This window comes from Nocardia blacklockiae (genome assembly GCF_015477355.1).
Taxonomy (GTDB): Bacteria; Actinomycetota; Actinomycetes; order Mycobacteriales; family Mycobacteriaceae; genus Nocardia; species Nocardia blacklockiae.
In genome coordinates this window covers 743,173-768,240 of sequence record NZ_JADLRJ010000002.1, presented here as the reverse complement: position 1 = coordinate 768,240, position 25,068 = coordinate 743,173, and the positions used below count along the sequence as shown (strand labels likewise).

23 protein-coding genes and 1 riboswitch are annotated in these 25,068 nt (G+C 70.4%); of the genes, 9 read left to right on the top strand and 14 right to left on the bottom strand.

The window, feature by feature from the left end:
- Positions 1-75: 75 nt before the first annotated feature.
- A complete protein-coding gene (locus IU476_RS09240; protein ID WP_195098604.1) occupies positions 76-264 on the top strand; it encodes a hypothetical protein in 189 nt (62 codons plus the stop codon).
- Between the two features lie 69 nt (positions 265-333).
- Here the strand turns inward: IU476_RS09240 and IU476_RS09235 are convergent, their stop codons facing one another.
- Both IU476_RS09235 and IU476_RS09230 read right to left on the bottom strand, forming a co-directional pair.
- Positions 334-987, bottom strand: a complete 654-nt coding sequence (locus tag IU476_RS09235) for a transglycosylase family protein (RefSeq protein WP_195098603.1) — start codon at positions 985-987, stop codon at positions 334-336.
- A 9-nt stretch (positions 988-996) separates the two neighbouring features.
- Positions 997-1,183, bottom strand: a riboswitch (cyclic di-AMP (ydaO/yuaA leader).
- A gap of 272 nt (positions 1,184-1,455) precedes the next feature.
- On the bottom strand, positions 1,456-1,689 hold the full coding sequence (locus tag IU476_RS09230) for a hypothetical protein (protein ID WP_195098601.1): 234 nt from the start codon (positions 1,687-1,689) through the stop codon (positions 1,456-1,458).
- Between the two features lie 180 nt (positions 1,690-1,869).
- Here IU476_RS09230 and IU476_RS09225 point away from each other — a divergent pair, with 180 nt between their 5' ends.
- Positions 1,870-2,283, top strand: a complete 414-nt coding sequence (locus tag IU476_RS09225) for a cold-shock protein (RefSeq protein ID WP_195098751.1) — start codon at positions 1,870-1,872, stop codon at positions 2,281-2,283.
- Positions 2,284-2,602: 319 nt separating this feature from the next.
- Here IU476_RS09225 and IU476_RS09220 read toward each other — a convergent pair whose 3' ends face one another.
- The 3 genes from IU476_RS09220 to IU476_RS09210 are packed head-to-tail and all read right to left on the bottom strand — an operon-like array spanning position 2,603 to position 5,695.
- A complete protein-coding gene (locus IU476_RS09220; RefSeq protein ID WP_195098599.1) occupies positions 2,603-3,136 on the bottom strand; it encodes a DUF2771 domain-containing protein in 534 nt (177 codons plus the stop codon).
- Between the two features lie 27 nt (positions 3,137-3,163).
- A complete protein-coding gene (locus IU476_RS09215; RefSeq protein WP_195098597.1) occupies positions 3,164-4,885 on the bottom strand; it encodes an MFS transporter in 1,722 nt (573 codons plus the stop codon).
- A gap of 33 nt (positions 4,886-4,918) precedes the next feature.
- Positions 4,919-5,695, bottom strand: a complete 777-nt coding sequence (locus tag IU476_RS09210) for a glutaminyl-peptide cyclotransferase (protein WP_195098595.1) — start codon at positions 5,693-5,695, stop codon at positions 4,919-4,921.
- A 17-nt stretch (positions 5,696-5,712) separates the two neighbouring features.
- Here IU476_RS09210 and IU476_RS09205 point away from each other — a divergent pair, with 17 nt between their 5' ends.
- Both IU476_RS09205 and IU476_RS09200 read left to right on the top strand, forming a co-directional pair.
- Entirely contained in the window at positions 5,713-7,968 is a 2,256-nt protein-coding gene (locus IU476_RS09205; RefSeq protein WP_324193949.1) for a DUF3027 domain-containing protein, read from the top strand.
- 47 nt (positions 7,969-8,015) lie between these two features.
- Positions 8,016-10,730, top strand: a complete 2,715-nt coding sequence (locus IU476_RS09200) for a sacsin N-terminal ATP-binding-like domain-containing protein (RefSeq protein WP_195098592.1) — start codon at positions 8,016-8,018, stop codon at positions 10,728-10,730.
- A 55-nt stretch (positions 10,731-10,785) separates the two neighbouring features.
- Here IU476_RS09200 and IU476_RS09195 read toward each other — a convergent pair whose 3' ends face one another.
- Positions 10,786-11,400 carry a TetR/AcrR family transcriptional regulator gene (locus IU476_RS09195; protein WP_228823343.1) on the bottom strand — a complete coding sequence of 205 codons (615 nt, stop codon included), beginning with the start codon at positions 11,398-11,400 and terminating at the stop codon, positions 10,786-10,788.
- 105 nt (positions 11,401-11,505) lie between these two features.
- A complete protein-coding gene (locus IU476_RS09190) occupies positions 11,506-11,742 on the bottom strand; it encodes a DUF2530 domain-containing protein (protein WP_438943986.1) in 237 nt (78 codons plus the stop codon).
- Between the two features lie 62 nt (positions 11,743-11,804).
- On the opposite strand from IU476_RS09190, the gene IU476_RS09185 reads away from it, so the two are divergent.
- On the top strand, positions 11,805-12,242 hold the full coding sequence (locus IU476_RS09185; RefSeq protein ID WP_195098590.1) for a MarR family winged helix-turn-helix transcriptional regulator: 438 nt from the start codon (positions 11,805-11,807) through the stop codon (positions 12,240-12,242).
- A gap of 3 nt (positions 12,243-12,245) precedes the next feature.
- Here the strand turns inward: IU476_RS09185 and IU476_RS09180 are convergent, their stop codons facing one another.
- The 4 genes from IU476_RS09180 to IU476_RS09165 form a co-directional block, all read right to left on the bottom strand.
- Complete coding sequence (locus tag IU476_RS09180) at positions 12,246-12,635, bottom strand: YccF domain-containing protein (RefSeq protein ID WP_438943991.1); 390 nt, start codon at positions 12,633-12,635, stop codon at positions 12,246-12,248.
- Between the two features lie 100 nt (positions 12,636-12,735).
- The gene (locus IU476_RS09175) at positions 12,736-13,944 is read right to left on the bottom strand and encodes a GNAT family N-acetyltransferase (protein WP_195098588.1); all 1,209 of its coding nucleotides are present in this window, start codon (positions 13,942-13,944) and stop codon (positions 12,736-12,738) included.
- 334 nt (positions 13,945-14,278) lie between these two features.
- Positions 14,279-15,469, bottom strand: coding sequence for an AI-2E family transporter (locus IU476_RS09170; protein WP_228823342.1), 1,191 nt, complete (start codon positions 15,467-15,469; stop codon positions 14,279-14,281).
- A 56-nt stretch (positions 15,470-15,525) separates the two neighbouring features.
- A complete protein-coding gene (locus IU476_RS09165) occupies positions 15,526-17,271 on the bottom strand; it encodes an ATP-binding protein (RefSeq protein ID WP_195098587.1) in 1,746 nt (581 codons plus the stop codon).
- 322 nt (positions 17,272-17,593) lie between these two features.
- Between IU476_RS09165 and IU476_RS09160 the strand changes: the two genes are divergently transcribed.
- Together IU476_RS09160 and IU476_RS09155 are read left to right on the top strand one after the other, a co-directional pair.
- Positions 17,594-18,244 (top strand): MspA family porin, encoded by a 651-nt coding sequence (locus tag IU476_RS09160; protein ID WP_195098586.1) that lies wholly within the window; start codon positions 17,594-17,596, stop codon positions 18,242-18,244.
- Between the two features lie 17 nt (positions 18,245-18,261).
- Positions 18,262-18,996: an MspA family porin gene (locus IU476_RS09155; RefSeq protein WP_195098584.1), complete on the top strand. Its 735-nt coding sequence runs from the start codon at positions 18,262-18,264 to the stop codon at positions 18,994-18,996.
- A gap of 135 nt (positions 18,997-19,131) precedes the next feature.
- On the opposite strand, the gene IU476_RS09150 is transcribed toward IU476_RS09155, so the two are convergent.
- The 3 genes from IU476_RS09150 to pdxH form a co-directional block, all read right to left on the bottom strand.
- Positions 19,132-20,445 (bottom strand): citrate synthase, encoded by a 1,314-nt coding sequence (locus IU476_RS09150; RefSeq protein ID WP_195098583.1) that lies wholly within the window; start codon positions 20,443-20,445, stop codon positions 19,132-19,134.
- A gap of 240 nt (positions 20,446-20,685) precedes the next feature.
- A complete protein-coding gene (locus IU476_RS09145) occupies positions 20,686-21,969 on the bottom strand; it encodes an MFS transporter (protein ID WP_195098582.1) in 1,284 nt (427 codons plus the stop codon).
- Between the two features lie 78 nt (positions 21,970-22,047).
- Positions 22,048-22,698 carry a pyridoxamine 5'-phosphate oxidase gene (gene pdxH / locus IU476_RS09140; protein WP_195098746.1) on the bottom strand — a complete coding sequence of 217 codons (651 nt, stop codon included), beginning with the start codon at positions 22,696-22,698 and terminating at the stop codon, positions 22,048-22,050.
- 322 nt (positions 22,699-23,020) lie between these two features.
- Here pdxH and IU476_RS09135 point away from each other — a divergent pair, with 322 nt between their 5' ends.
- The gene (locus IU476_RS09135; RefSeq protein ID WP_195098581.1) at positions 23,021-24,166 is read left to right on the top strand and encodes a citrate synthase 2; all 1,146 of its coding nucleotides are present in this window, start codon (positions 23,021-23,023) and stop codon (positions 24,164-24,166) included.
- A gap of 58 nt (positions 24,167-24,224) precedes the next feature.
- Positions 24,225-25,067: a polysaccharide deacetylase family protein gene (locus IU476_RS09130; protein ID WP_324193947.1), complete on the top strand. Its 843-nt coding sequence runs from the start codon at positions 24,225-24,227 to the stop codon at positions 25,065-25,067.
- Position 25,068 lies beyond the last annotated feature (1 nt).

Genomic DNA, 25,068 nt, shown 5'->3' with positions numbered 1-25,068 from the left:
GGACCGCCGCTGGCCCGCCGTCACACACGGGCGGCGGGCGGACGCGACCGAACGGTTCCATGCCAGAATTGGGCCGTGGTGAACAAATCGAAGAAACCTTATGTCGACAATGGCTGGCCCAAGGTCGCCAACGGCGACCACGCGGTGACGGAACTGTCGTCGACCCGTTCCGGTGGGCTCTCGCCCTACGGGGAGGACACCGAATTTCCGGTGCCTGCCGAAGAGGTGCCCTACGTGCACCCGCGCACGGTCATCAACCGCTGACCGGCTCGACGACAAGGCCCCCGCACCACTGAGGTGCGGGGGCCTTGTCGTAGCTGTGGGTGCCGAGGCTCAGTTGGGCAGTAGGCCCTTGTTCGCCTCGAAGAAATCGACCACGCTCGGGTCGAGCTTCACGTTGTTGGCCTTGGCGGCGTTGAGCACGTCGAGGGCCGGCTGCGGGACCTGGATGCCCTGCGCCTGCGCGACGGCGAGGGCGCGGTCGACGGCCTGGAAGACTTCCTGGCTGCGGTCGGCGGGCTGGGCCTGCGACTGCGGGGCGGGCTCGCTCTGGACCGTGGGGCTCCAGTGCGGGGTCTGCGACTGCGCCGGCGCGGCCGGTGCGGCGCGATGCTCGGGGCTGCCGCTCAGTCCGAGGCGGGACGAGCAGGACGGCCAGGCACCCCAGCCCTGCGAGGCGAGGACCTTCTCGGCGACCGCGATCTGCTGCTCGCGGCTGGCCTGGTTGGCGGACGGGGCGTAGTCGGTGCCGCCGTGCGCGGCCCAGGTGCCCTGCGAGAACTGCAGGCCGCCCTGGTACCCGTTGCCGGTGTTGATTCCCCAGTTGCCGCCGGATTCGCACTGCGCGAGCTGGTCCCACTCGTTGTCGGGAGCCGCGGAGGCGTTACCGGCGAGAGCGATACCCGCGCCGCCCACGATCGCGCCGGTGACGGCGACCTTGGCGACGGTGCGGCCGGTGTTGGTCGGCTTGCGGTGGCGTCCACTCATATCGGGTCGTCTTCCTCTCGTACGCGCCTGCGAGGTGAGCTGTCGGGTTCGGACTGAGAGGCCGTCCGGTCCCGGTGCACCTGGCGGTGCGGTGGGACTTCACCCCAAGGGAGCGACCGTTGCCGATCGTTCCCGCTTCCCTGCGTAGGGAACGTGGGTTCCCCGCCCTCGCCCCTGCTTCCGTCGGGGTCCGTACCCGCGGGGCGAGGCTCGGTGCGGCGGGCCGGTGGTTCCGGGACTGCTCCCGGCTGCGTTAGACGGTACGACGAATGCCGCGAAAAATCACCATTTGGTAACCGGCGTGTACGGCCGGGTCACGGTCTGGCGCAACACCTTCCGTCTGGCGTCTGCGCAGGTGAGTGCGGCGTGTCCCGGTGATGCATCGGTTGTGACCGTCCCGTGACCGTACCGTGATGTGACGAGAATCACATGTGTACTCGGGTAACGAACTGGGCAAATACGGGGTGGCTACCGCGTGCGGCGGCCCGACCACAGCGCGAAGATCAACGCCAGAAGCAACCCCAGCGGCGTCCCGATCATCGCGACCAGATACAGCCACAGCCCCGGCTCGCCGTCGGTGAACACCGGCGTGAGGAAGATGGCGACCACCGCCAGCACACCGACCGCGAACAGGCCCAGGGCGAGGTACATCAGCGGATCGCCGGACCGGCGCGGCGGGCGGTGCGAAGGAGTCTCGGGCATTGCTGCACCGTAAAACTGGTGTGCTCACCGCATCCGCACCGGGGTAGACTCGATGGCAATCGCGTCCTGCATAGCTGTGTAGGGCGCGTTCTTTTCGCACAGAGACGAGTTCCGGAATCGACTCCGGGACAACGGTTGTGCCCGGGAGGTCCGGGCATCGATGACGAACGGGTGAGCGCAGTGCCGACCGGCAGGGTGAAGTGGTACGACGTCGAAAAGGGCTTCGGCTTCCTTTCCCAGGACGAGGGTGAGGACGTCTATGTTCGGTCGTCTGCGTTGCCCAAGGGTGTCGAGGCGTTGAAGCCCGGGCAACGAGTGGAATTCGGGATGGCCGCCGGCCGCCGCGGCCCGCAGGCGCTGAGCCTCAAACTCCTGGAGCCGCTGCCGTCGGTGCGCGGGGCGCAGGCCCGCAAGGAGCCCGCCGCGCATCCCCGCAAGGCGCCGGACGATCTGCACGGGCTGATCGAGGACATGATCACGCTGCTGGAGGCGAAGGTGCAGCCGGATCTGCGTAAGGGGAAGTATCCGGATCGGAAGACTGCTCAGCGGATTGCGGAGGTGGTTCGGGGGGTGGCTCGGGAGCTGGATAGCTGATTGGGCGGTTCGGGGGCTTGCCCCGGGGCAGGAGTTTGTGGGTCGCCTCGGGACAGGAGCTTGTGGCTTGTCTCGGGAGAGGGGCCTGTGGCTCGCCTCGGGGCAGAGGGTTGTGGCTCGCATTTGGGTGTATGAGACGGGCTGTGTTTTTGGCGTCGCCTTCGGCGCCGCGTGTTCGCGGCCTTGATGGCTCGCGTTTCGGCGGTCGAGACTTGCGCTTCGCGCGTGCGCTTCGACCGCCGAAACGCGAGCCGGCCGCGAACGGTCGGTCGTAAGACTCCCTCCGTGCGGGGGGACGATGCGGGGGTGTCGCGTTTTATCAGGTGGTTCGGATGGACCAGGCCTGGTAGGGGGCGAAGGATTCTGTGCCTGTTTCGTCTCGGGTGGGGACTACCAGTTGGATTTCTACGCCTGCTAGGCGGAGGTCTGGTTCGGGGCGGGAGGGGACGGTGACGGCGAGGGTGCCCTTCGCGTAGTCGCGGTAGGAGGCCAGGCGTTGGACGGAAGTGCCGTCGGGGAGGTCGTATTCGAGCACCATGACCCAGGGGGCGTCGGCGATGTGGCGGGGGAAGGACAGCTGGAGGGGTGCGCCGTTCGGTGTTTCGAGGGTGACCGTGGTGGCGGTTTCGCGGCACTTCAAGCCCAATTGACCGCTGGCGTCCGACTGGGTGACCGTGCAGTAGCGGTACGGCGGCACGGTCGCCGCGGTGCCGTGCGCGTAGGCGGTGATCTCCGGGTCGTGCTCGTCGGCACGGTGCACCGCCACCGCGACCACGGCCGCGACGGCCACCACGACCACGAGTACCGCAGCCACCGCCAGGGCGAGGATCGTGCGGGTACCGGGCTTGGTCATGGCGGGTGCTTCCTGTCGGTCGTCGGGTCAGTTGGAGGGGGCCGGGTCGCCGTCGACCCGGGGAAATTCCTGCCTGGCGTGCTGCGGCCGCTTACCGCCCAGGCCGGGTAGCAGCGAGTGCCCACGGTAGCTGATGTAGGTCTGCAGCAGTCCCACCGCGAGCACCGCGGTCACGACGGCGAAACCCTGCCAGTACACCGTCGGCAGCAGCACGCCGCCGGCCCCGCCGACCACCCAGGCCAGCTGCAGCACGGTCTCCGAACGGCCGAAACCGGACGCGATCGACTCCGGCGGCAGATCGTCCTGGATCGAGGCGTCCAGCGACACCTTCGCCAGCGCGCTCGCGCCCGACGCCACCAGCGCCGCCGCGGCCGCGCCCAGCAGATTGTCGAGGAAGATCGCGAACAGCGCGACGATCGTGCACGCGGCCGTGCAGAGCAGCACGATCAGCGCGGGGCGGCCCAGCTTCATGCGGGCGCCCGAGGCATTGCCGACGAAGTTGCCGATCGCCGCGGCGGCGCCCACCACGCCCAGCATCGCCGCCTGCTGCACCGGTCGATGCTCGGTCGACTTGGCGACGAAGGCGACGTAGAAGGTCAGGAATCCGGTGAGCACCCGGACCGTGCCGTTGCCCCACAGCCCGGTCACCACCGCGCGGCCCAGCGGCTGCCGCCGCCGGCTCGGCTTGACCGCCGCCTGCCCGTTGTCCAGCACCGCGGTGCGGGCATCGGACCCGTGGTAGCCGAGCGTCGCGGGCACCTCGCCCTCGGTGACCTCCACCCACGACGGGATGCGCAGACTCAGATACGCCCCGGCACAGGCGATCAGGGCCGCGAACACCAGCGCGCCCGGCGAACCCGCGACCGCGGCCACCAGCCCGGCCACCGCGCCCGCGCCGAGGGTGCCGCCCACCAGGCCGAACACCGTCAACCGGGAATTGGTCCGCACCAGATCGATATCCGGCGGCAGCACGCGCGGCGTCACCGCGCTCTTGAGCACCGCGAACGATTTGCTCAGGATCATCATGCACAGCGCGAGCGGATACAGCGCCCAGCTGTCGACATTGAAGATCAGCAGGATCGCGATCACCACGCGCGCGGCGAAGGAACTGGCCAGCGCCACTCTGCGACCGTGCTGCAGCCGATCCAGCAGCGGGCCGATCAGCGGGGCGATGACCGCGAACGGGGCGATCGTGATCAACAGATACAGCGCCACCTTGGATTTGGATTCGGCGGTGGCACTGGCGAAGAACAGGGTGTTGGCGAGCGCGACGGCGATGGCCGCGTCGAGGGCGAAGTTGGCCATCGTCGCGTACACCAGCGCGGTCAGGCCCGACCGGTCGGCGCCGTCGGCCTTCGCCGCGCGCTGGAAGGTGTGGAAGCCCTTCTCGGTGAGTTCGATGCTGCGCATCGCCACCACCCGCGTCACCGTCAGCTTGCGGGGGACCCGTTGGCGGCCGGTCACTTTCGGGGGCTCGGCCGGCGGCTCGGGTTCCTGCGGCAGCGGTCGGGTCGGCGGGTTCGGCGGGGGCAGGTCGTTAGGCGGCTGGCCGGCGGCCAACCGGCGCGTGACGAATTCGGGTACGTCGGGGTCGCCGCCGCGGTCGGGCAGCGGCGGCAGCGGACGGCGGGGCGGGGCACTCGGAGGCGGCGGATACCGGTCGTAGCCGGGGTGCCGCCGATTGAGCGGGAACTCCTCGCCGTCCCACGGACCTGGTTCGGTTCCGGAGGAATCGCGGGAGGCAGCCACACATCGAGTCTATGGGGCGCGCCCGCGGGCCGTTCACGCCGGGACGAAGCGGACCTCGAACAGGACCGGCCAGTATTTTCCGGTCACGAGGAAGTGGTCGGTGCCCGGCACCTGGGCGATGCCGTTGAGTACATCGGTGCCGGCGCGGTCGGCGGCGGACAGCAGTCCGCCCGCGTCGATGTCGTCCAGCACCGTGCCGGTGTCCGGATCGATGTGCAGGATGTGATCGGTCGGCCACACATTCGCGTACACCGAACCGTCTGCGGCGCAATCCAACTCGTTGAGCCGGGCCTTCTGGTGGCTGGTGAGCCGGATCGAGCCGGTCGGTGCGAAGGTGACAGGGTCGCGGAAGGTGAGGGTGCCGGTGCCGTTGCTCATGACGAGGCGGTCGCCGCGGGTGCACAGGCCCCAGCCCTCGCCGTCGTAGTGGACGCGCCCGCGTTCGGCGAGGGTGTCGGGGTCGCGGGCGAAGGCGGTCTCGTTCTTCCAAGTGAGTTGCCACACAGTCGCGCCCGCCTTGGTGACGCCCTCGCCGAAGTACTCCGCGGGGAGTGTGGCGGTGACCGTGCGGCCCGCGGCGTCGGTGGCGCGCACGTCGGAACGGCCCGCGAGACCGGTGCTCTCGTAGAGCACGTCGCCGACTCGCTCCAGGCCCTCGGTGAAGGCGGCGCGATCGTGCGGGTGGGTCGCCACCACCTCGACGCGTAGCCGCTGAGCACTGTCGGGAGCCGCACAGGCGACGGCTCCGGGGGCCATCGCGGCCAGCAAGATCGGTCCGGTCGCGGCCCACGCACGGCGTTTGCGCTTCATACGGCAAAATGTAGGGCGTGAGCGCAGTTTCTGTTTCGGAGTCCGGTGTGCGACCGATCCTCGCGGAGGCGGTCGACCTGGCCCGCCGTGCGCTTGCGGAGTTGCAGCCGACCGGTGTCGGCGAGCATCTGGGCGTGACGGCGGAGGACGATTGCGCGGCGACGCACCACTTCGCGGCCACCCTGCCCGGCTATCGAGGCTGGCAGTGGGCCGTCGTGGTGGCGGCGCCGCCGGACGCCGACCGTGCGACGGTGAGCGAGTCCGCCCTGTTGCCCGGTCCGGACGCGCTGGTCGCGCCCGAGTTCGTGCCCTGGGACCAGCGGGTCCGCCCCGGCGACCTGGCCCCGGGCGACCTGCTCGCGCCGCGGCCCGACGATCCGCGCCTGGTCCCCGGCTATATGGCGACGGGCGACCCGGTGGTCGACGAGGTGGCCGAGGAGATCGGCCTGGGCCGCAGCCAGGTGCTCAGCCGCGAGGGCCGCGAGGAGGCCGCCGAGCGCTGGTACTCCGAATACGGCCCCGACACCGACATGGCCCGCGCCGCCCCCTCCACCTGCGGCGTCTGCGGCTTCTTCGTCCCGCTGGCCGGCGCCCTGCGCGCCGCCTTCGGCGTCTGTGGCAACGCGATGGGCGCCGACGGCCGCGTAGTCCACACCGAATACGGCTGCGGCGCCCACTCCGACACCGTCGTCCCCACCGGCGGCGGCTCCCCCCTCTACGAGGCCTACGACGACGCCGCCATCGAAATCATCCCGCCCGAGGCCCTGCGCGGCTCGTCCAGCGGGCAGGACACGCCCGACAGCGAATCGGCGCTAGCGCCGGGCGAGACCCCCGACACGGACTCCGGCGCATCGGAGGAAAACACCGCCTCGCCGGGCGTGTCGGCGGCGGACCCCACGCCCTCCGCCGAACCGCCGAGTGCCGTCGCCGAATCTGAGAGCCCTGTGGCCGACCCGCGCGGTGAGCCGGAGAGTGCAGCGGCCGACTCGGCTGGCAAGCAGGAGGCCGCTGCGGCCGACTCGGCTGGCGAGTTGACGAGCGCTGCGGGCGGTTCCGCTGGCGAATCGCAGAGTGCTGCGGTCGTCTCCGAGGGCGAGTCGGAGAACGCGGCGGACGTCTCCGCTGGTGAGTCGGAGAATGCTGCGGCCGACTCCGCTCGTGAGTCGTCGAGCACAGCGGCCGACTCCACTCACGAGTTGGAGAGTGCTGCGGACGTCTCCGCTCGTGAGTCGTTGAGCGCTGCGGCCGATACGGCTGGTGAGTCTGGAAGTGCTGCGGCTGTCTCCGTGAGTGACTCGGAGAATGCTGCGGTGGATTCGGACGGCGAAGCTCAGGATGCTGGCGGGGAATCCACAGGCGGGTCGGATACTGCCGCCGAGTCGGCATCGGGGACCGGCGAGGCTGCGGAGGATACGGCTGCGCTCGCCGCTGATTCGGCGGGCGGCGACGAGTCGGCTATCGACCCCGATGCGGTTTCCGGTGCCTCGCCGGTGGAAACCAGTGCGCGGCAGGATGTTTCGAGTGCCTCGCCTTCGGTCTATCCGGCCGATGCGGCGGCGGACGCGAGCCCTGCGGTGACGACGGAGCAGTCGGCTTTCGACAGTGAATCCACGGCTGCCGCGCCCGTCTCCGACACTGCCTCCACGGTTCCTGCCGAGCCTGCGGAGTCGGCGAACGACACGGCCACCACCGATGAAACCTCCTCTGCTCCTGCGGGTTCCACCGAACCGTCCCCCGACGAGGACACCGCGACTCCCACCTACGCGGCCTCGGGCGCAGAGCATTCGCAGGACAGTGATCCTGCTGGGCAGCCGCAGGACACCAGCGAGGTAGCGGTCGCCAACGCGGAGCCCGACGCGGCGATCGCGAACACGGATGCCGTGGACGATGCCGTGCGCGCCGAAAACGCTGCGGGCGTAGCGGTTACACCTGTTGCGGCAGCGGAGGCGAGCGCCCCGGGGCCGGACACCGCTGCCGCCGCCGAAGAGCCCATGACAGGCGGGACGCAGTCGGTACCCGCCACGGACGCAGATACACCGGATTCGGCAGCCGAAGACGCGGCATCGAATGCGGCTGAGGCAGCACAGGTCACGACGGCCTCGGAGGCCGGCGGGGATGTGCGGGTGGAGGTTGCGGATGCGGTGGCGGTGAATGCGCCTGCGCCGGACTCCGAGGACGGAAGTGCTGGGGAGGGGACTCGGTACAGCGAGGGGTGGGGTGTGTCGGCGGTGCGGGTGGAGCACGGGGATGCCGAGGGAGCGGAGGAGCGCTGAGCGCGGAGGGGGCGGATCCGTTCGGGACGGCGGCGCTGCGGGCGGGTGTGCTTGCCGCGTGGCGGGATTCGCCGACGCGGCTGCGTGAGGACGCCGCCACCGAGGCCGATCTGGTGCGGGCCGGTTATCGGGACCGGCTGCTGACCGAGCTGGCGCAGAACGCCGCCGACGCGGCGGCCAAGGCGGCGGTCCCTGGTCGCCTCGCGGTGTGGCTGGAGGACACCGAGCTGCATATCGCGAATACCGGTGTACCGCTGGATATTTCGGGTGTCCACGCGTTGACCGCGCTGCGAGTGTCGGCGAAGCCGGGCGCGGGGTCGACCGTGGGTCGATTCGGGGTAGGCTTCACCGCCGTGCTCGCTGCGGGCGACGAGATCGAATTCCGTTCCACCACCGGCTCATTGCGATTCTCCCTGGCCGAGACGCGGAACGAACTGCGCCACCACGACATTCGCCTCCCGGACGACGGCACCGATTTCCGCCCGCCCGTCCTGCGCCTGGCCTGGCCCGCCGCGGCCGCACCCGCCGCCGGTTTCGACAGCGAGGTCGTGCTCCGCCTGCGCGCCGACGTCGACGCCGAGGCCCTGCTGGCGTCGATGCGCGCCGAGGCCACCGACCTGCTGCTGGAACTGCCCGCCCTGCGCGACATTCGCATCGGCCCTGACGAATTCGCCGCTGCCCTCACCGATCTCGGCGACGGCCTACAGGAACTGCGCATCACCGGCCCGGACGACCAGCACACCTGGTGGCAGTACGCCACCGGCCGCGCGCGCTGGCTGCTCCCCGTGCACGCGGGCCGCCCCCGACCGGTCGCACCGGACGTGCTGCGCGCGCCGACCCGATCCGACGAGGAACTGTCCGTCCCCGCCCTGCTCATCGCCGACATCGCGATGCAGCCGGACCGCCGCCGCCTGCTCCCCGGCGCGCGGATCGCCGAATTGGCCGCCGGTTACGCCGATTTCGCGCGCGCACTGCCGCCCCGCGACCGGCTCGTACTGGTGCCGACGCCCGGCTTCGCCCGCAGCGAGACCGACGCGGGGCTGCGCGAGGCCCTGCTCGCCGAACTGCGATCCGCGTCGTGGCTTCCGGTGGTCGAACAGGACGGCCGCTCCACGGCCGCGCCGCAGCGCGCGAGCGTATTCCCCGGCGTCACCGCCGAATTGGCCGAACTGCTGGCGGATGTCGTAGGGTCGCTGGTCGTTCCGGAGCTGTCGGGCGGCACTTTGTCCGACGCGCTGGCCGCGCTCGACGTGCACCGCATCGGCCTGGCCCGCATCGCCGAACTGTCGATCGGCCTGGAACGCCCGCCGCAGTGGTGGTATTCGCTGTACGACGCCGTGGAACCGTTCGTCAGCGACCCGCTGGCCGTCGAGGAACTCGGCGCGCTGGCCGTGCCGCTGGCCGACGGCCGCCTGGTCACCGGCCCGCGCACGGTGGTGCTGGACGACCGGCTCGCGGTGCCGATCCCGGTGCGCTGGGCCCGCCTGGTACATCCGGAGGCCGCGCACGAGCTGCTGGGCCGGCTCGGCGCCCGCCTGGTGACCGCCGGTGACCTGCTCGACGACCCGGCCCTGCGCGCGGAACTCGAGCACGAGCCGGGCGACCCCGACACCGTCGACGCCGTGCTGGGCCTCGCCGCGCAACTGACCTCGTCCGCCGATCCCGCCGCGCTGCCGTCCTGGCTCGGTCTGCTCGAACTGCCCGACGACACCGGCGCGGCGCTGCCCGCCGACGAACTGCTGCTCCCCGGCGCCCCGCTGGCCGCCGTGCTGGTGCCCGACTCGCCGTTCGGCACGGTCGATTCCGCGTTCGCCGAGCGCCACGGCGCGGCGACGCTGCGTGCCGTCGGCGTCGGCTGGGGCTTCACGGTCGTCTCCGAGAGCGACCCGACCGGCCCGGACCACCAGCTCGACGACGAGGAAGCCTGGTGGGACGGCCTCGTTGAGGACCCTCCGGAGCTGGCCGCCGTGCGCGATCTCGACCTGGTCGACGAGGCGCGCTGGCCGGATGCGTTGCGGCTGTTGCTGTCCGAGCCCGCGACCCGCCGCCTGCTCGCCGACCGCGACGGTTACACCGCGTGGTGGCTGCGGCGGCACGCGCGTGTCGAGGGCCGCCCGCTCGGCCTGTTCCGCGCACCCGACGATCCCATATTCGCCGCTCTGCTACCGGAACTGGCCGGTTTCGCGCCCGCCGACATCGACGCCTTGCGCGGCGTGCTGGCCGATTCGCGCACCATCACAACGGAATTGGCCACGGCCCTGCTCGACGCGCTCGCCGATCCCGCGAAAACGCCCGCGCCCGAGGCGATCTCGCAGGTGCATCGGCGGCTCGCCGCGGTGGTGGACCGGCTGGATCTCGACGAACTCGGCCTGCCCGAACGGGTTCGGGCGCTGTCGGGCGCGGTGATCGATCCGGCCGACGCGCTGGTGCTGGACGAACCCTGGTACGGCCTGGCCGTGCCGCCGGACCGGTTGGTCGCCGGCGACATCGAGACCGCCCCGGCGCTGGCCACCCTGCTCGACCTGCCGCTGGTCTCCGAGGCGGTGTCCGCCGAGGTGCTGGGTGACGGTGTGGTGAGCAGTTGGGCGGACGAACCGCTCGGCGTGGTCCTGCGGCTGCAGTTCGGTCTGCCGACGCCGGCCGGGCCGCTCGTGCTGCACGACCGGCTCCGGGTCCGGTTGACCGGCGCCTGCGAAGCCACCGTCGCGGTGCCCTGGTGGCGTGCGGACGACGTCACCCACGTGCAGCGGCCGCCTCGATAGCCGAAAAGCCGTGCGCGGCTTGTTTTCCGGCCGCACACCCCGCACGGCGACACACTCAGGCCGCGTAACTCGCGACCATCTCCGCCAGCACGTCCAGCTGCCCGCGCACGGCGGCGCTGTCGTTGTCGACCAGCCAGCGCAGCACGATGCCGTCGATGACCGAGAGCGTGAAGCGGCTCAGGGTCTGCACCGGGACACGCCACTGCGTCCCGGTTGCGTCACGGGCGTGTTCGAGAACATCGCCGACGGTGGAATCGTTGAACGTGTACTGCTCGCGCGCGATCGCGAGTTTCGCCGGCGTCTGTTCGCTTTCCCGCAGCGCGTAAGTGGTCGTTTCGTAGGTCAGCAACTGGCGTTCCGGGGTGGCTTCGATGTTCAACCACAGAAGTTCCAGACTCGCGCGTACCAAACTTTGAAGCGATTCTTTTCCACTTCCGACGTCCTGCCAGACCGTTTCGTTGGTCTCCACGGAATCGCGTAATTCCATCGACAACGCCTTGACCAACTCGGTCATCAGCGCGTCCTTGTTTTCGAAACAGTAATGCACCACACCGAGCGAAACTCCGGCTGCCTGAGCCACATCGCGTGTGGTCACACCAGCAACACCCTTTTTTTCGGCGAGTCCGATGGCCGCCTCGATAAGGTGGGCTCGACGTTCTTCGACGCTCAATCGGGAGGACACTCAACGCAGTTAAGCGGGAAGGAGCCGAACAGTCAATTCGCGCGCCGTTAAAGTCTGTCATGGACGCATGACCAAGGGGTGGGACGAATGTCTTTACAGACCTGTCTGGGCACCCTTGTCGCCGCGCCGCGCACCGCGTCGCTGGATCACGAAAATTGTGTAACCGAGCAGCCCCACACCCAGTCCCATCAGGCATATCGGCCGGGCGTCGGCCCAGTCTTCGGTGACCCACACCAGGACGGTCGCGACCGCCCACAGCACGGTTCCGACCGCCAGAACCGGGCGTGGATCGGTCAGGCGCGGCGGAATCTCCGGCACTTTCTGGGTCACGTCGTCCACCATACGGCGTGAACGGGCGTCTACCGGTGGTGTGTCCCGTATCGTTTGCCACTGTGACAACGCCTTCCGACATCCGTGCGCTGGCGGCCGAACTCTCGCTGACGGTCGTGCGCCTGACGCGACATCTCCGGGGTCGCCGCGCCGACGCCCAGATTTCGCTGACCCAGCTGTCGGCACTGGCGACGTTGAATCGGGAAGGCGCCATGACGCCCGGGGCGCTGGCCGCCAAGGAAAGGGTGCAGCCGCCGTCGATGACGCGGGTGATCGCCTCGCTGGCGGAACTGCAACTGGTGGAACGCAACCCGCATCCCACCGACGGCCGCCAGATCATCGTCTCGCTCTCGGACGCCGGCCGCGCGCTGATCCAGGACGAGAACAACGCCCGCGAGGCGTGGATGACCGAGCAGCTCTCCGGCCTGACGCCCGAGCAGTTGAAGGTGCTCGACGACGCCGTCGGCATCATGAAACAGATTGTGAGCGAATCGGAGTAGCGCTCAGCGCCCGAACGCCCCGTCGCTGGGCACGATCTCGCGCCCGAGCGGCATCAGCGAGACCGGGACGAGTTTGAGGTTGGCCCACCCGAACGGGATCCCGATGATCGACACGAACAGCGGAATGCTGGTGAGCAGATGCCCCAGCGCCAGCCACCACCCCGCCACGACGACCCAGATCACATTGCCGACCAGCGACGGCACCCCCGCGCCCGGCCGCGCCACCACCTCGCGACCGAACGGCCACAGCACATAGGCGGCGATGCGGAACGACGCGATGCCGAACGGAATGGTCACGATGAGCAGACAGCACACGATGCCCGCCAGCAGGTAGCCCACGGCCATCCAGAAGCCGGCGAAGACCAGCCACAGCACGTTCAGGACGAACCGGATCAGGGTCACGCCTCCAGCATGCCAGCCGGGAGCGCGTCCGGCCACCGGCGCGCAAACCGACCGTCCCCCTGCGCTTTCGGGCGGACCGGCAACGCCGGGCTCAGAAGAACCAGCCGAGCACCGGCGCGCGGTCCGACGCGAACGCCGCGTCGAAGGCGCGCAGGTGCGCGGAATCCTTGGCCTGCAAGCGGTTTGCCGCCGCAAAGATGCGGGCGCGGTGGGCGCCGAGGTACAGGCTGCCGAGGACGTCGATGCCGAGTTCCACATCGGGCGCCGCGGTGCTGGGCTCGCATTCGGCGACACCGTCGCGAACGCGCAGGGCGAATGTGCCGCCGGCCGCGCGGAACGGGTCGTGCACCCCGAGCACGAGGTCCAGATCGGCGCTGTACCCGCGGGCCGACAGCGCGGCCGGGACGTCCATCACCCGCAGCCACAATCCGTCCCAGCGCCCGGTGGTGCGCACCAGGCGCGGGTCCGTGAGCAGGTAGGGGAGCGGGTCGTCGTCGCTGAGCGTGGTCTCCACGGTGCGGACCAGGTCGAGGCCGAGCAGCACCCGCCACAGCGCGGCGTGCGCCTCGGTGGTGAGGGTTCGCACCTCGAGTACGTCGGCCACCAGCCCCGACTCGGACCGTTCGTGCCGGTACAGCGCGTACCCGTCCGCGTGGACGAGTGCGAACAGCCCCTTGGAGACGCCGAAGCGGGCGAGCTTCAGCTGCCAGGCGGGCTCCGGCTGTTCCTGCGCGCCGGGTGTGCGCCGCCGCCAGCGGTCGTACAGGCGGGTGACGATCGGGGACGCGTCGGCGTCCATGCGCATCAGCTCGACGCCGCCGGGATCCGGTGTGGTGGGCCGAAATTCGGCGAATCGGCGGTCGATCGACACCCGGTTCTCCAGCACGGCCGGGCCGTAGCCGAAGCGGCCGTAGATGGTGCCCTCGCTGGCAGTGAAGATGGTCAGCGGCAGCCCGGCGGCCTCGGCGCGGCGGTGCATCTCGGTGTACATCGCGCGCAGGATGCCGCGTCGCCGATGGGTGGGCGCCACCGCCACGCCCGCGACCCCGTTCGCCTGGACGGTGCGTTCGCCGGGCACCGTGAGCGTCATGGTGGTGTCCTCGGTGTGGCCGACGATCCGGTCGCCGTCCACCGCCAGGATCCGCCGCTCGACCGGGAAGAGCGCGGTGCTCTGCTCGGCGAAGGCCCGCTCCATCTCGGGGTCCGGCGCACCGCCGAAGGCATTCGTGAGCAGGTTGTTCGCGGCGGGGAGGTCCGCCTCGGTCGCCGCTCGCAGGGTGATGTCGGAGGGGATCGCCATGGATCGACGATCGCACGCGCACCGGCGCGCACGCAGCTGATTTATTCGCGCGTCCCCCGGCGGGCGGAGCGGCCGGACCGCGTTGCCGTGCGGGCCTCGTCGCTCGCACCGCCGCTCCGCGCGGTCGGGGGCCGGCCCGGCCCGCATCGGTGACCATTCCGGCCTGCCGTCCCCTCCCAGCGAACAGACCGGCGCGATGCGGGCCGGGTGGGCGAGGTGTTTCCCTCGCGAAAACCACTGTGCGCGACGGCGCTTCCTGTCCGCTTAACAACGGCTTGTCCCGCGGCCGGGCACCCGGGACCTGCCGGTTCCGCCAAAGACGGGGCGGTCCAATTCATTCGGCGCTCTCGTCGCGTTCGGCCGCGGCTCTGCGCCGCCGCTTGCGGGCCGAGGTCGTGCGGGCGATGCGCGGATCGTCCGCTACCGCATAGCGTTTCACGTACTCGCTGAAGAAGGCCTGCACGGTGGCGGTGGCCGGGATGGCGAGCAGCGCGCCCACCGCGCCGAGCAGCGCACCGCCCGCCAGCACCGCCAGCAACGCGACGGCCGCGTGCACGTCGACCGTGCGCTGGGTGATGCGCGGTTGCAGCAGGTAGTCCTGGAACCACTGGTAGACGATCGAGAACAGGATGATCCACACCGCGTCGATGGGCTGGTTCGCCAGTGCCACCAGCACGGGCAGCACGCCCGCGATGTAGGTGCCGACGGTCGGCACGAACGAGGCGATGACGCCGAACCAGACGCCCAGGGCCACCGCGTTCGGCAACCCCAGAATCGCCAGGAACGCGCCGTGCGCGACCGCCGAGATGACCGCGAGCAGGGCCCGGGAGTACAGGTAGCCGCCGGTCTTCTCGATCGCCAGGTCCCAGGCGTGCAGCACGGTGTCCTGGCGGGGCGGCGGCAGCAGCGAGCACAGCGCGCGACGCAGTTTCGGGCCGTCGGCGGTCAGGTAGATGCTGAACAACGCGATCGTCAGGAACTGGACCAGCCCGCCGAGGATGGTGCTCGACACGCCCCACACGTTGTTCGCCGCCCGCGAGGCGTATCCGTTGATGACGTCGGAGTCGCGCAGCAGCCGATCCGACAGCTCGTGCAGCGTGAAGTTCTGATGGAAGGTGCGATTGACCCAGTCGACGAGGTCGTTCACCAGCCGCGGCGCCTCGTCGACCAGATTGCTCACGGTCTCCACCAGCAGCGTGGCCAGCGCCGCGATAAACCCTGCGACACAGACGAATACGGCGACGAACACCAGCCCCGTCGCCACTCCGCGATGCATCCCCCGGCCCACCAGCACCCCGACCGCCGGCTCCATCGCCAGTGACACGAAGAACGCCACCAGCATGATGATCAGAATCCCCAGCAGCCGGTGAAACGCCCAGTCGGCCAGCTCGAACAGCCCGAGAAAGACGAATCCCAGCGCCATCGCACGCGGCAGCCAGGGCGGCATTCGCCGGCCGGGATCCGCGCGGGACTGCGGGCCGCCGGGTTCCGGTGGCTCGGCGGGCGCGGGCGGTGGCGCGGCCATGTCCCCAGTCTGGCGGACCGGCGGCTGATTTCCCTGTTGCGACGCGGGTCGCCCGGCTAGCTCCTGATGTATTCCGAGGGACCGCGCGGGGGGCGCGCGGACGGGCCGTTCGGGTCCGGCGGTTCGGTGCTCAGGCCCTCGCGTGTTTCCGGGGAGGACAGTTCGGCCCGCGCGGAGGCGCGCAGGAAGTCCGTGGCGACCGCGCTGAGCGCCGGGCTGGCGTGGCGGACGGCCGAGGTCAGCCGGACGCTGCGGTACAGCAGGCCCGGATCGCGGTCGGCGGCATCCCATTCCGTGGCGTCGTCCTCGATGCGGTGGCGCCACAGCAGCGCGGTGCGGTGCTCGGAGATCCAGCCCGCCAGGCGCTCCCAGCCGAGCAGCGTCTCGTGCACCAGGGTGGCGTGCTTGTAGTCGACGGTCACCAGTCGCGCCCGCACCAGCCGGTCGGCGAGCTTCGCCCCCGACGGGGTCTGCCCGGCGATGCGGCGCAACTCCGCCCCCGCCAGCCGGCGGCGCGTCACACTCCCGTCGCGATGCACGGTGACCAGGGCAAGCAGGATCTGGCGCGCGTCGGCCTGCTCGTCCGGGGACAGCCGGGCCCAGGCCTGTTCGGCGAGCGCGCGCACCGTGCGCTCGGGACCGCCGACCCTCCGGTAGTCGGCCACCTCCAGCCGATTCTCGCTGTGGCACGACCACATCGACCGCATCGTCGCGTGCAGCACGGGCAGTACGCCAGGGTCGGCGTTCTGGCGGTCGACCGAGTACCGAGGCGTCTCGAGGGCGGTCAGCAGCAGCTCGACCACGCCGGGGTCCACGGTCACCCCGCGAGTGCGCGGCGGCCCGACGATCGCCGAGGTGAGCTCCTGGCGCGTCATCGGATTCAGCGTAAAACTGTTGTGCTGGATGGCATGTGCGAGCCAGGGATACTGCGCGCACTCGGCGAGATGATCGGACCGCACCGCGACGATGACCGACCCGACCGTGCACAGCCGCTTCAACGACAGCAGGAAGCTCTCTCGCACAGCCGGTTCCACGCCCGGGTCGAACAGCTCCTCGAACTGGTCGACGACGAGCAGCGGCCGCCGGTCGGGCTGAACCCGGGCGTCACCGCCCGCGTTGTCCACGAAATCCGCTATGTCGCTGAAGATTCGGTTCAGCGTGTGCGTCGCGCTCGTGCTCGGTGTCGTGATCGCCGTCGACCACCGCTCGGTCTCGGCGCCCAGCACCGCGAGCACCCCCGCCCGCAGCAGCGACGACTTGCCGATGCCCGAGGCGCCGGTCAGTACGACCAGGTCCGCGGCCCGGTGCGGGCTCGCCGACGCGCGCACCAGCTCCAGCAGCGAGGCGAGGGCCCGCTGCCGACCGAAGAACACCGTCTCGTGCTCGCGCAGATAGGTGCCCTGCTCCGGATACAGCTGCGCCGCCGGACCCGCGGACGGACCCGTCGGCGCGGTGCGCGCCGCGGCCCACAGTGCCCGCCAGGCCCGCAGATTCACGGTCTCGCCGGGCGCGCCGGACCGCCGCCGCGCCCGCGCGGCCAGCACCTGCAGCACCGGCAGCAGCGACTCGAACTTGGCGGGCACATTGCGCCCGCTCATCCAGTCGCTGATCCGCTGCGCCGACGCCAGCGCCGAGCGCCCCTTGCCGGTGACCTCGTCGCCGCGCTGCTGCGCCAGCATGGCGACATTGCGCAGCGAGGGCGCGCCCGCCGCCCGATGCAGCGCGGACAGCCGCCGCGCGAACTCCTGACGCGGGGAACGGCCGTGACTCGGTTGACTGGCGTTGGTGGTTGCCGACTTCATGTGTGCCCCCGGAACGCTTCGTGAGACCGGCCGCACGGGCCGATCGCTGATCTCTACTGAAGGGTAGGACGCAGGTGCGTCCGGTTCAGTTCCCTTGCCGACCAGTATTTTTCGTTCGCGGGGCGGGCGGCCGGGAAAGCCGAGGCAGCGCGGTGCGTCCGGACCGTACATCCCGGTCGGCCCGGGTGAGCTGGAACCTTCTCGCGCCCCGGCGCTTCCGCGATTGCGCCCGGCGAATCCGCGGCCCTAGCGTTCCCGCTCGCCAACGCCGATCGGTTGCCGAAGAGCGCCGACCCGGCTTCGATGGAGGGTGGGGAAGACCATGCGGACCACAATGTTGATCTCGGCCGCGGCGGCGCTGGGCGCCGCGCTGATAGCCGGTGCGCCGAACGGCAGCGCCGAGGTGCTGCCGCTGCCGTCGCACGAGGATTCCGTCGCGATGGCGGACGGCTGGCAGCTGCGCGTGGGGCACCGGGACGAGGTGACCGACCGAGTGCTGCCGCTCAACGGCATCGGCACCACGCGGGAGGTCTTCGCGACCAACCAGGCCTACGGTTCGATCGGCGGCAGCGGGACCGCGCTCCAAGGCGTCGTGCTGCGGACCGGCTATCACGTGGGGTGCGCGGTCGACTTGAAGACCGTCACGCTGGGCGCGTCGGTGACGGCCGGATTCACTCCCGGCATCCAGATCAACCCGAGCATCCCGACGCCGACCGTCGGGGCCACGCTCGGCCCGACCGCGTCGGTGGCGCCGAAGTTCGACGTCACCTTGCAGCCGGGGAAGATCGTGGACCTGCCCACCGGGGAGAAGCCGCTCGAGGGCACCCGGGCGTTCATCACCACGCGCAACGCGCACGTACACGTCGACGGTTGCCTCGGGCCCGCCAGCATCCGCTCCTACACGATCATCGCCGCGAAATCGGCGGAGGTCGACGACTCGGTCGCGGTGTACGGCGATCCGGTCGCCATCTGACCGGGCTGTGGCGACGCATGCGTATCGCGTTCTCGCTCGCCGCCGCGGCGGTCGCCGTGTCGCTGTCGGCGGTGCCGGCACCGACCGCCGCGGCTGACACGGTTCCCGCTGTGCCGCACGAACTCTCGTCGAAACTCCACGGCGGCCGCGCGGTCGTTCTCGGGCAGCGTTCGGAAACCGTGCGACGGGTGGACACCGGTTCGATGCTGGCCCGGGAGGCGCTGGTCAGCAACGAGGCCTACGCCACCCTGACCGGATCCGGCGCGCGGCTGAAGGAGGCCACCCTGACCATGGGGTACCAGGTCGGCTGCGCGGTGGCGGTCACCTCGATCGTGGCGGGTGTGCAGGGCCTGGCGTCGCTGTTCGGCGTCGACGCGAACCCCGCGGGCGGGGACAAGTCGAGCGTCACGGTGCGGCCCAAGAAGGGCGGCGCCAAGAACAAGCCGGACAAACCGGCCACCTCGGAGCAGTCCGACGACGACAACGCCCTGGAAACCACCGTGAAGGTCTATCCCGGAATGCAACTCGGCCCCGGCGTCGAAGTGGCACTGGCGATGGGCTCGGTCGTCGACATCCCCCTGGCCACCGGCCCGGTCCGCAATTCCCGCGCCCTGATCGGCGTCCAGGAATCCAGCGTCCGCATCGACGGCTGCCTCGGCCCCGCCGCCATCCGCTCCTACGCCACCTTGACAACGAAATCCGCCCTCGCCGACGACACCATCGTGGTCTACGGCGACCCGGTTCCCTTGTAAACCCCCGGAAACGACGAAACCCGCTTTCTCTTGCCGGAACGACGAAACCCGCTTTCCCCCAAGGGAAAGCGGGTTTCGGGTGTCGAGAAAGCGGGTTTCGCGTGTCTCCTGAGCGGGTTCGACGGAAACCTACGTTCAGCGGCCGTCGATGTTGCTGTAGTCGCGGGCGCCGTAGCCGGTGTAGATCTGGCGGGGGCGGCCGATCTTGATGGGCTCGGTGTGCAGTTCGCGCCAGTGGGCGATCCAGCCGGGGAGGCGGCCCATCGCGAACAGGACGGTGAACATGCGGGTGGGGAAGCCCATGGCGCGGTAGATGACGCCGGTGTAGAAGTCGACGTTCGGGTAGAGGCGGCGCTCGACGAAGTAGTCGTCGGTGAGCGCGGCCTCCTCGAGGGCCTTGGCGATGTCGAGCAGCGGGTCCTGCACGCCGAGCTTGCCGAGGATCTGGTCGGCGGTCTTCTTGACGATGGTGGCGCGCGGGTCGTAGTTGCGGTAGACGCGGTGCCCGAAGCCCATCAGCTTCACGCCGTCTTCCTTGTTCTTGACCTTGCGGATGAACTCCTTGACGTCACCGCCGGTGGCCTTGATCTCGTCGAGCATCTCCAGCACGGCCTGGTTGGCGCCGCCGTGCAGCGGGCCCCACAGCGCGTTGATGCCGCCGGACACCGAGGTGAACAGGTTGGCGTCGGAGGAGCCGACCAGGCGCACGGTCGAGGTGGAGCAGTTCTGCTCGTGGTCGGCGTGCAGGATCAGCAGCATGTCCAGCGCCGCGGCGACCTCGGGGTCGACCTCGTAGGGCTCGGCGGGGAAGCCGAAGGTCATCCGCAGGAAGTTCTCCACCAGCGACAGCGAGTTGTCCGGGTAGAGGAACGGCTGGCCGACCGACTTCTTGTACGAGTACGCCGCGATGGTGGGCAGCTTGGCCAGCAGCCGGATGGTGGACAGCTCGACCTGCTCCGGGTCGCGGGGGTCCAGCGAGTCCTGGTAGTACGCCGACAGCGCGTTCACCGCCGACGACAGCACCGGCATCGGGTGCGCGTTGCGGGGGAAGCCGTCGAAGAAGCGCTTTAGATCCTCGTGCAGCAGGGTGTGCCGCCGGATCCGGTCGGTGAAGTCGTCGAGCTGGGCCTGGGTCGGCAGCTCGCCGTAGATCAGCAGGTAGCTGACCTCGATGAAGTTCGAGCTCGCGGCCAGCTGCTCGATCGGGTAGCCGCGATAGCGCAGGATGCCGGCCTCGCCGTCGATGTAGGTGATCGACGATTTGGTCGGGGCGGTGTTGGTGAACCCGGGGTCGTAGGTGACGTATCCGGTGCTGGCCAGCAGCTTGCCGAGTTCGATCCCGTCGTTGCCCTCGGCGGCCTTGGTGACCGTCATGGGGTAGTCCCCACCGGGGTAGGACAGTACCGGCTTGGCGTCGTCGTCGACGTTGATGATGTTCTCAGCGGGCACGGAAGGATCCCTCTCAGGCTAGAACCGTAGGCACCGAACGCGGTCGGCGTCCGATGCGCCTACCTCAACGCTAGTCGCTGGGTGGTGCAGGTGATCAGCGAGGGTCGGCGTTAACTACCTCACGGTCACTTCGTCGTGAGGTGAGCTCGACCGGCACGGCGTGGTATTGGCGAGCCGGATGCCGACCGGCCGGGCGGATCCCCGCGGCGACCGGGCGATCCGCGCAGGCCGGACGCCCGGCTACGACGCCGGGACCTCGGCGTGCGCGCGAGCGACGCGGTAGCGGACGAACGCCGGGAAGGCCACGGCGGCGACGATCACGCCGACCACCACCAGCACTCCGCCGCCCGCCGCGGCGGCCGCGGTTCCCAGTGCGGCGGCGGCGAAACCGTGGGCAACATCACCGATGCGCGGACCGCCCGCGACCACCACGATGAACACTCCCTGCAGCCGCCCGCGCATCTCGTCGGTGGCCACCTGCTGCAGCATGGTGGTCCGCAGCGCGGCCGAGAACATGTCCACCGCGCCGCCGAATGCCAGGAACGCCAACGCGATCCACAATCCGGCGCGGACCGACAGGCTCTGCCCGGTGGCCCCGACGGCCAGCCCGAAGCCGACCATCGCCAGACCCCACAGCACGATGCACACCACCACCGCCAGGCCTTGGCGCCGGACGTGGCTGAGCCAGCCGGAGAACACGCCGCCCGCCACCGCGCCCGCCGAGATGGCCGCGAACAGCAGGCCCAGGGCGACGCCGCCGCTCGCCGGATCGCCGAAACTGTCGCGCGCGATCTGCGGGAACAGCGCCCGCGGCATGCCGAACACCATCGCGATGATGTCGACCGCGAACGAGGCGAGCAGGATGCGCTGGGTGGCGAGGTAGGTGAAGCCTTCGACGACGGTCCGCAGCCCGGCCCGCCGCTGGGTCCCGGTCGGCGGCACGGGCGGCAGCCGCCACACCGCCCACAGCGTGGCCAGCAGGGCGATCGCGTCGAGCAGGTACAGCGTCTGCAGCCCGGCCAGCGGGATCAGCGCGCCGGCCAGCACCGGTCCGGCGATCGCGCCGAACTGCGTCACCGTCATGTTGAGCGAGTTGGCCGCCGGGAGCAGTTCGTCGGGCAGCAGTCGCGGGAAGATCGCGGCCCGGGTGGGCTGGTTCACCGCGAAGAACGCCTGCTGCACCGCGAACAGGCCGAGCACCAGCCACACGTTGCGCAGCCCGGCGGCGGCCTGGGCCCAGAACGCGAGCGCGGTGAGTCCCGTACCCGCACTGGTGATCAGCAGCAGTTTGCGCCGGTCCATGACGTCGGCGAGCGCGCCGCCCCACAGGCCGAACGCGATCAGCGGCACCAGTCCGAACAGGCCGGCCATGCCCACGTAACCGGAGCTGCCGGTGATCTCGAAGATCTGCTGGGGCACCGCGACCACCGACAGCTGTGCGCCGATCACCGTGACGATGCCCGTGGTCCACAGCCGCCGATAGTCCCGATCACGTAGCGGAGCGGTATCCGCGAGGAGCTTCACCGACGGAACAGTAACGGTGCGAACAGGCTCATGGGCACCGATTTTCGGTGATTCATCCCATGATTACAAGCCTTGCTGTCAGGGTTGCAGACGCTCGACCTTCATGGCCGAAGGATCGATGTTCCCCGCCTCCAGCGACACCCGGATCCGGTTGTGCAGCCGGCTGCGCCGGCCCTGCCAGAACTCGACCTGTTCGGGCTGCAGAAGGTAGCCGCCCCAGTTCGCCGGGACCGGAATCTGTTCCACGCCTTCGAATCTGGTGGTCACGTCGGTCAGCGCCCGGTCCAGGTCCGTGCGCGAGGCGATCGGCCGCGACTGCTGCGACGCCCAGGCGCCCAACTGCGAATTGCGCGGCCGCGAGCGCCAATACACGGACGTGACCTCCGTGGGAACCGTCACGACCGGGCCGCGCAGCGTCACCTGCCGGCCGAGCGCGGGCCAGGCGAAGGTGATCGAGGCGTGCGGGACGGCCGCCAGTTGCAGGCCCTTGGCGGAGTCGTAGTTCGTGTAGAAAGTCACACCCTCGGCCGAGAGGCCTTTACACAACACGGTTCGCGAGGCCGGGCGTGGACCGGCGTCGGTCAGTTCGACCGTGGCCAGCACCATCGCGTTCGGCTCGGCGATCCCGGCGCGCGTGGCCTGCTCGATCCATCCGCGCAGGAGCGGTTCCCAGCCGTCCACCAGCCACGATTCGTCCAGATCCGGGTCGCCGCCGTACTCCGCCCGCATCGCCGCGATGTCCAGGTGCGCCCGCAGCGCCGGGTCGATTCCGGCGGCCTCGGGCCGCGCCGCGGACCCAGGTGAATTCTGCTCGTCGCGCATGGACCAGACGTTACTCCGCAGTAGTAGGAGGACTAAGGTTCCTACTGATCGACGCGCGCGTCCGGCCCGCACAACCGTGCCCCGCCCGGCGGCGTCGCATCGGATCCGGCGGTCGTGGCAAGCCCGATCGACAGAGCGTGTGAGGGCACGCGGGCCCCAGGGGCGCCGGATCGCATACCGCGTGGCCGCCCCGGATCGAGCGGCCCGAATCCCGAGGAGCGTCACAATCATGGCTACCAGCGCTACGGCTTCCACCGGCCCCGCCGTACCCGCCGATTTCGTCAGTGGTCTGGAAGGGGTGGTGGCGTTCACCACCGACATCGCCGAGCCGGACAAGGACGGCGGCGCGCTGCGCTATCGCGGCGTCGACATCCAGGACCTGGTCGCGAACCAGGTGACCTTCGGCGACGTGTGGGCACTGCTGGTCGACGGCGAGTTCGGCCGCGGCCTGCCGCCCGCCGAGCCGTTCCCGCTGCCGGTGCACACCGGTGACGTCCGGGTCGACGTGCAGGCCGGGCTGGCCATGCTCGCGCCGATCTGGGGCTACCAGCCGCTACTGGACATCGATGACGACACCGCCCGGGAGAACCTGGCGCGCGCCTCGGTGATGGCGTTGTCGTACGTGGCGCAGTCGGCGCGCGGCATCTATCAGCCCGCGGTGCCGCAGCGCAAGATCGACGAGTACGACACCATCACCGAGCGGTTCATGGTCCGCTGGCAGGGCGATCCGGATCCGCGGCACATCGAGGCCATCGACGCCTACTGGGTGTCGGCCGCCGAGCACGGCATGAACGCCTCCACCTTCACCGCCCGTGTCATCGCCTCCACCGGCGCCGACGTCGCGGCCTGCCTGTCCGGCGCGATCGGCGCGATGTCCGGCCCGCTGCACGGCGGCGCTCCCGCGCGCGTGCTGCCGATGATCGAACAGGTCGAGAAGACCGGGGACGCACGGGCTTTGGTCAAGGGCATCCTGGACCGCAAGGAGAAGCTGATGGGCTTCGGCCACCGGGTGTACCGGGCCGAGGACCCGCGCGCCCGCGTGCTGCGCGCCACCGCCCAGCGACTCGGCGCGCCGCGCTTCGAGGTGGCCGCCGCGCTCGAGCAGGCCGCACTCGCCGAACTGCGCGAGCGGCGGCCCGACCGCGCCATCGAGACCAACGTCGAATTCTGGGCCGCGGTGATCCTGGACTTCGCCGAGGTGCCGGCGCACATGATGCCCGCGATGTTCACCTGCGGCCGCACGGCCGGCTGGTGCGCGCACATCCTGGAGCAGAAGCAGCTGGGCAAACTGGTTCGCCCGGCCGCCATCTACACCGGACCCGAGCCGCGCACGCCGGAATCGGTGACGGGCTGGGAGAACGTGGCGCGCAGGTGAATTCGCGGCAGCGGCGGGTCGGCGGACGCCGTCACCGAAGTGGCGTACCATGCGTGCCGTGTCGGATGGTGGGCTCTCGCGACGGCAACTGCTGGCGACCGGGGTCGCGCTGACCGCCGGTCTGGTGGCCACGGGCTGCGGTGCGGCGCAAGGGAACTCGACCACGGCCGAGGCGGTGCGGGTCGGCTTGCCGACCGTCGGCGCGCGGCAGCCGCAGCCCGCCGTGGCCGGCCACTACGCCGGTCGGCAGCCCGCGGCCTGGGGGACGGACATCCCCGGAATCGTTACCTCGGTGCCGGGTGGCGGCAAGCGGATCGCGCTGACGTTCGACGCCTGCGGCGGCCCGGACAACAACGACATCAACACCGAACTGCTGAATCTCCTGAATTCCCAGCTGATTCCCGCGACGCTGTTCCTCAACAAGCGCTGGATCGAGGCGGATCCCGCCCGGGCCGCGCGGCTGGCGGCCAACCCGCTGTTCGAACTCGCCAACCACGGCACCCGGCACTGCCCGCTGTCGGTGAACGGCCGCGCCGCGTACGGCATCGCGGGCACCGGGTCGCCGCAGCAGGTGGTGGACGAGGTGTGGGGCAACCACGAGACGCTGACCAGCCTGGTGGGTCACCCGCCGCGCTTCTTCCGCACCGGCACCGCCCACTACGACGACGTCGCCGTGGCGATCGTGCGCGAATTGGGCGAGCAGCCGGTGGGATTCAGCGTCAACGCCGACGCCGGCGCCACCTACTCCGCCGCGCAGGTCGAGAAGGCGATGTCGGCGGCCCGCCCCGGCGCGATCGCCATCGCCCACATGCACCGGCCGAAATCCGGTACCGCGGCGGGCATGTCGGCGGTGCTGCCCCGATTGCGTTCGCAGGGTTACGAATTCGTGAAACTGCCCTGAA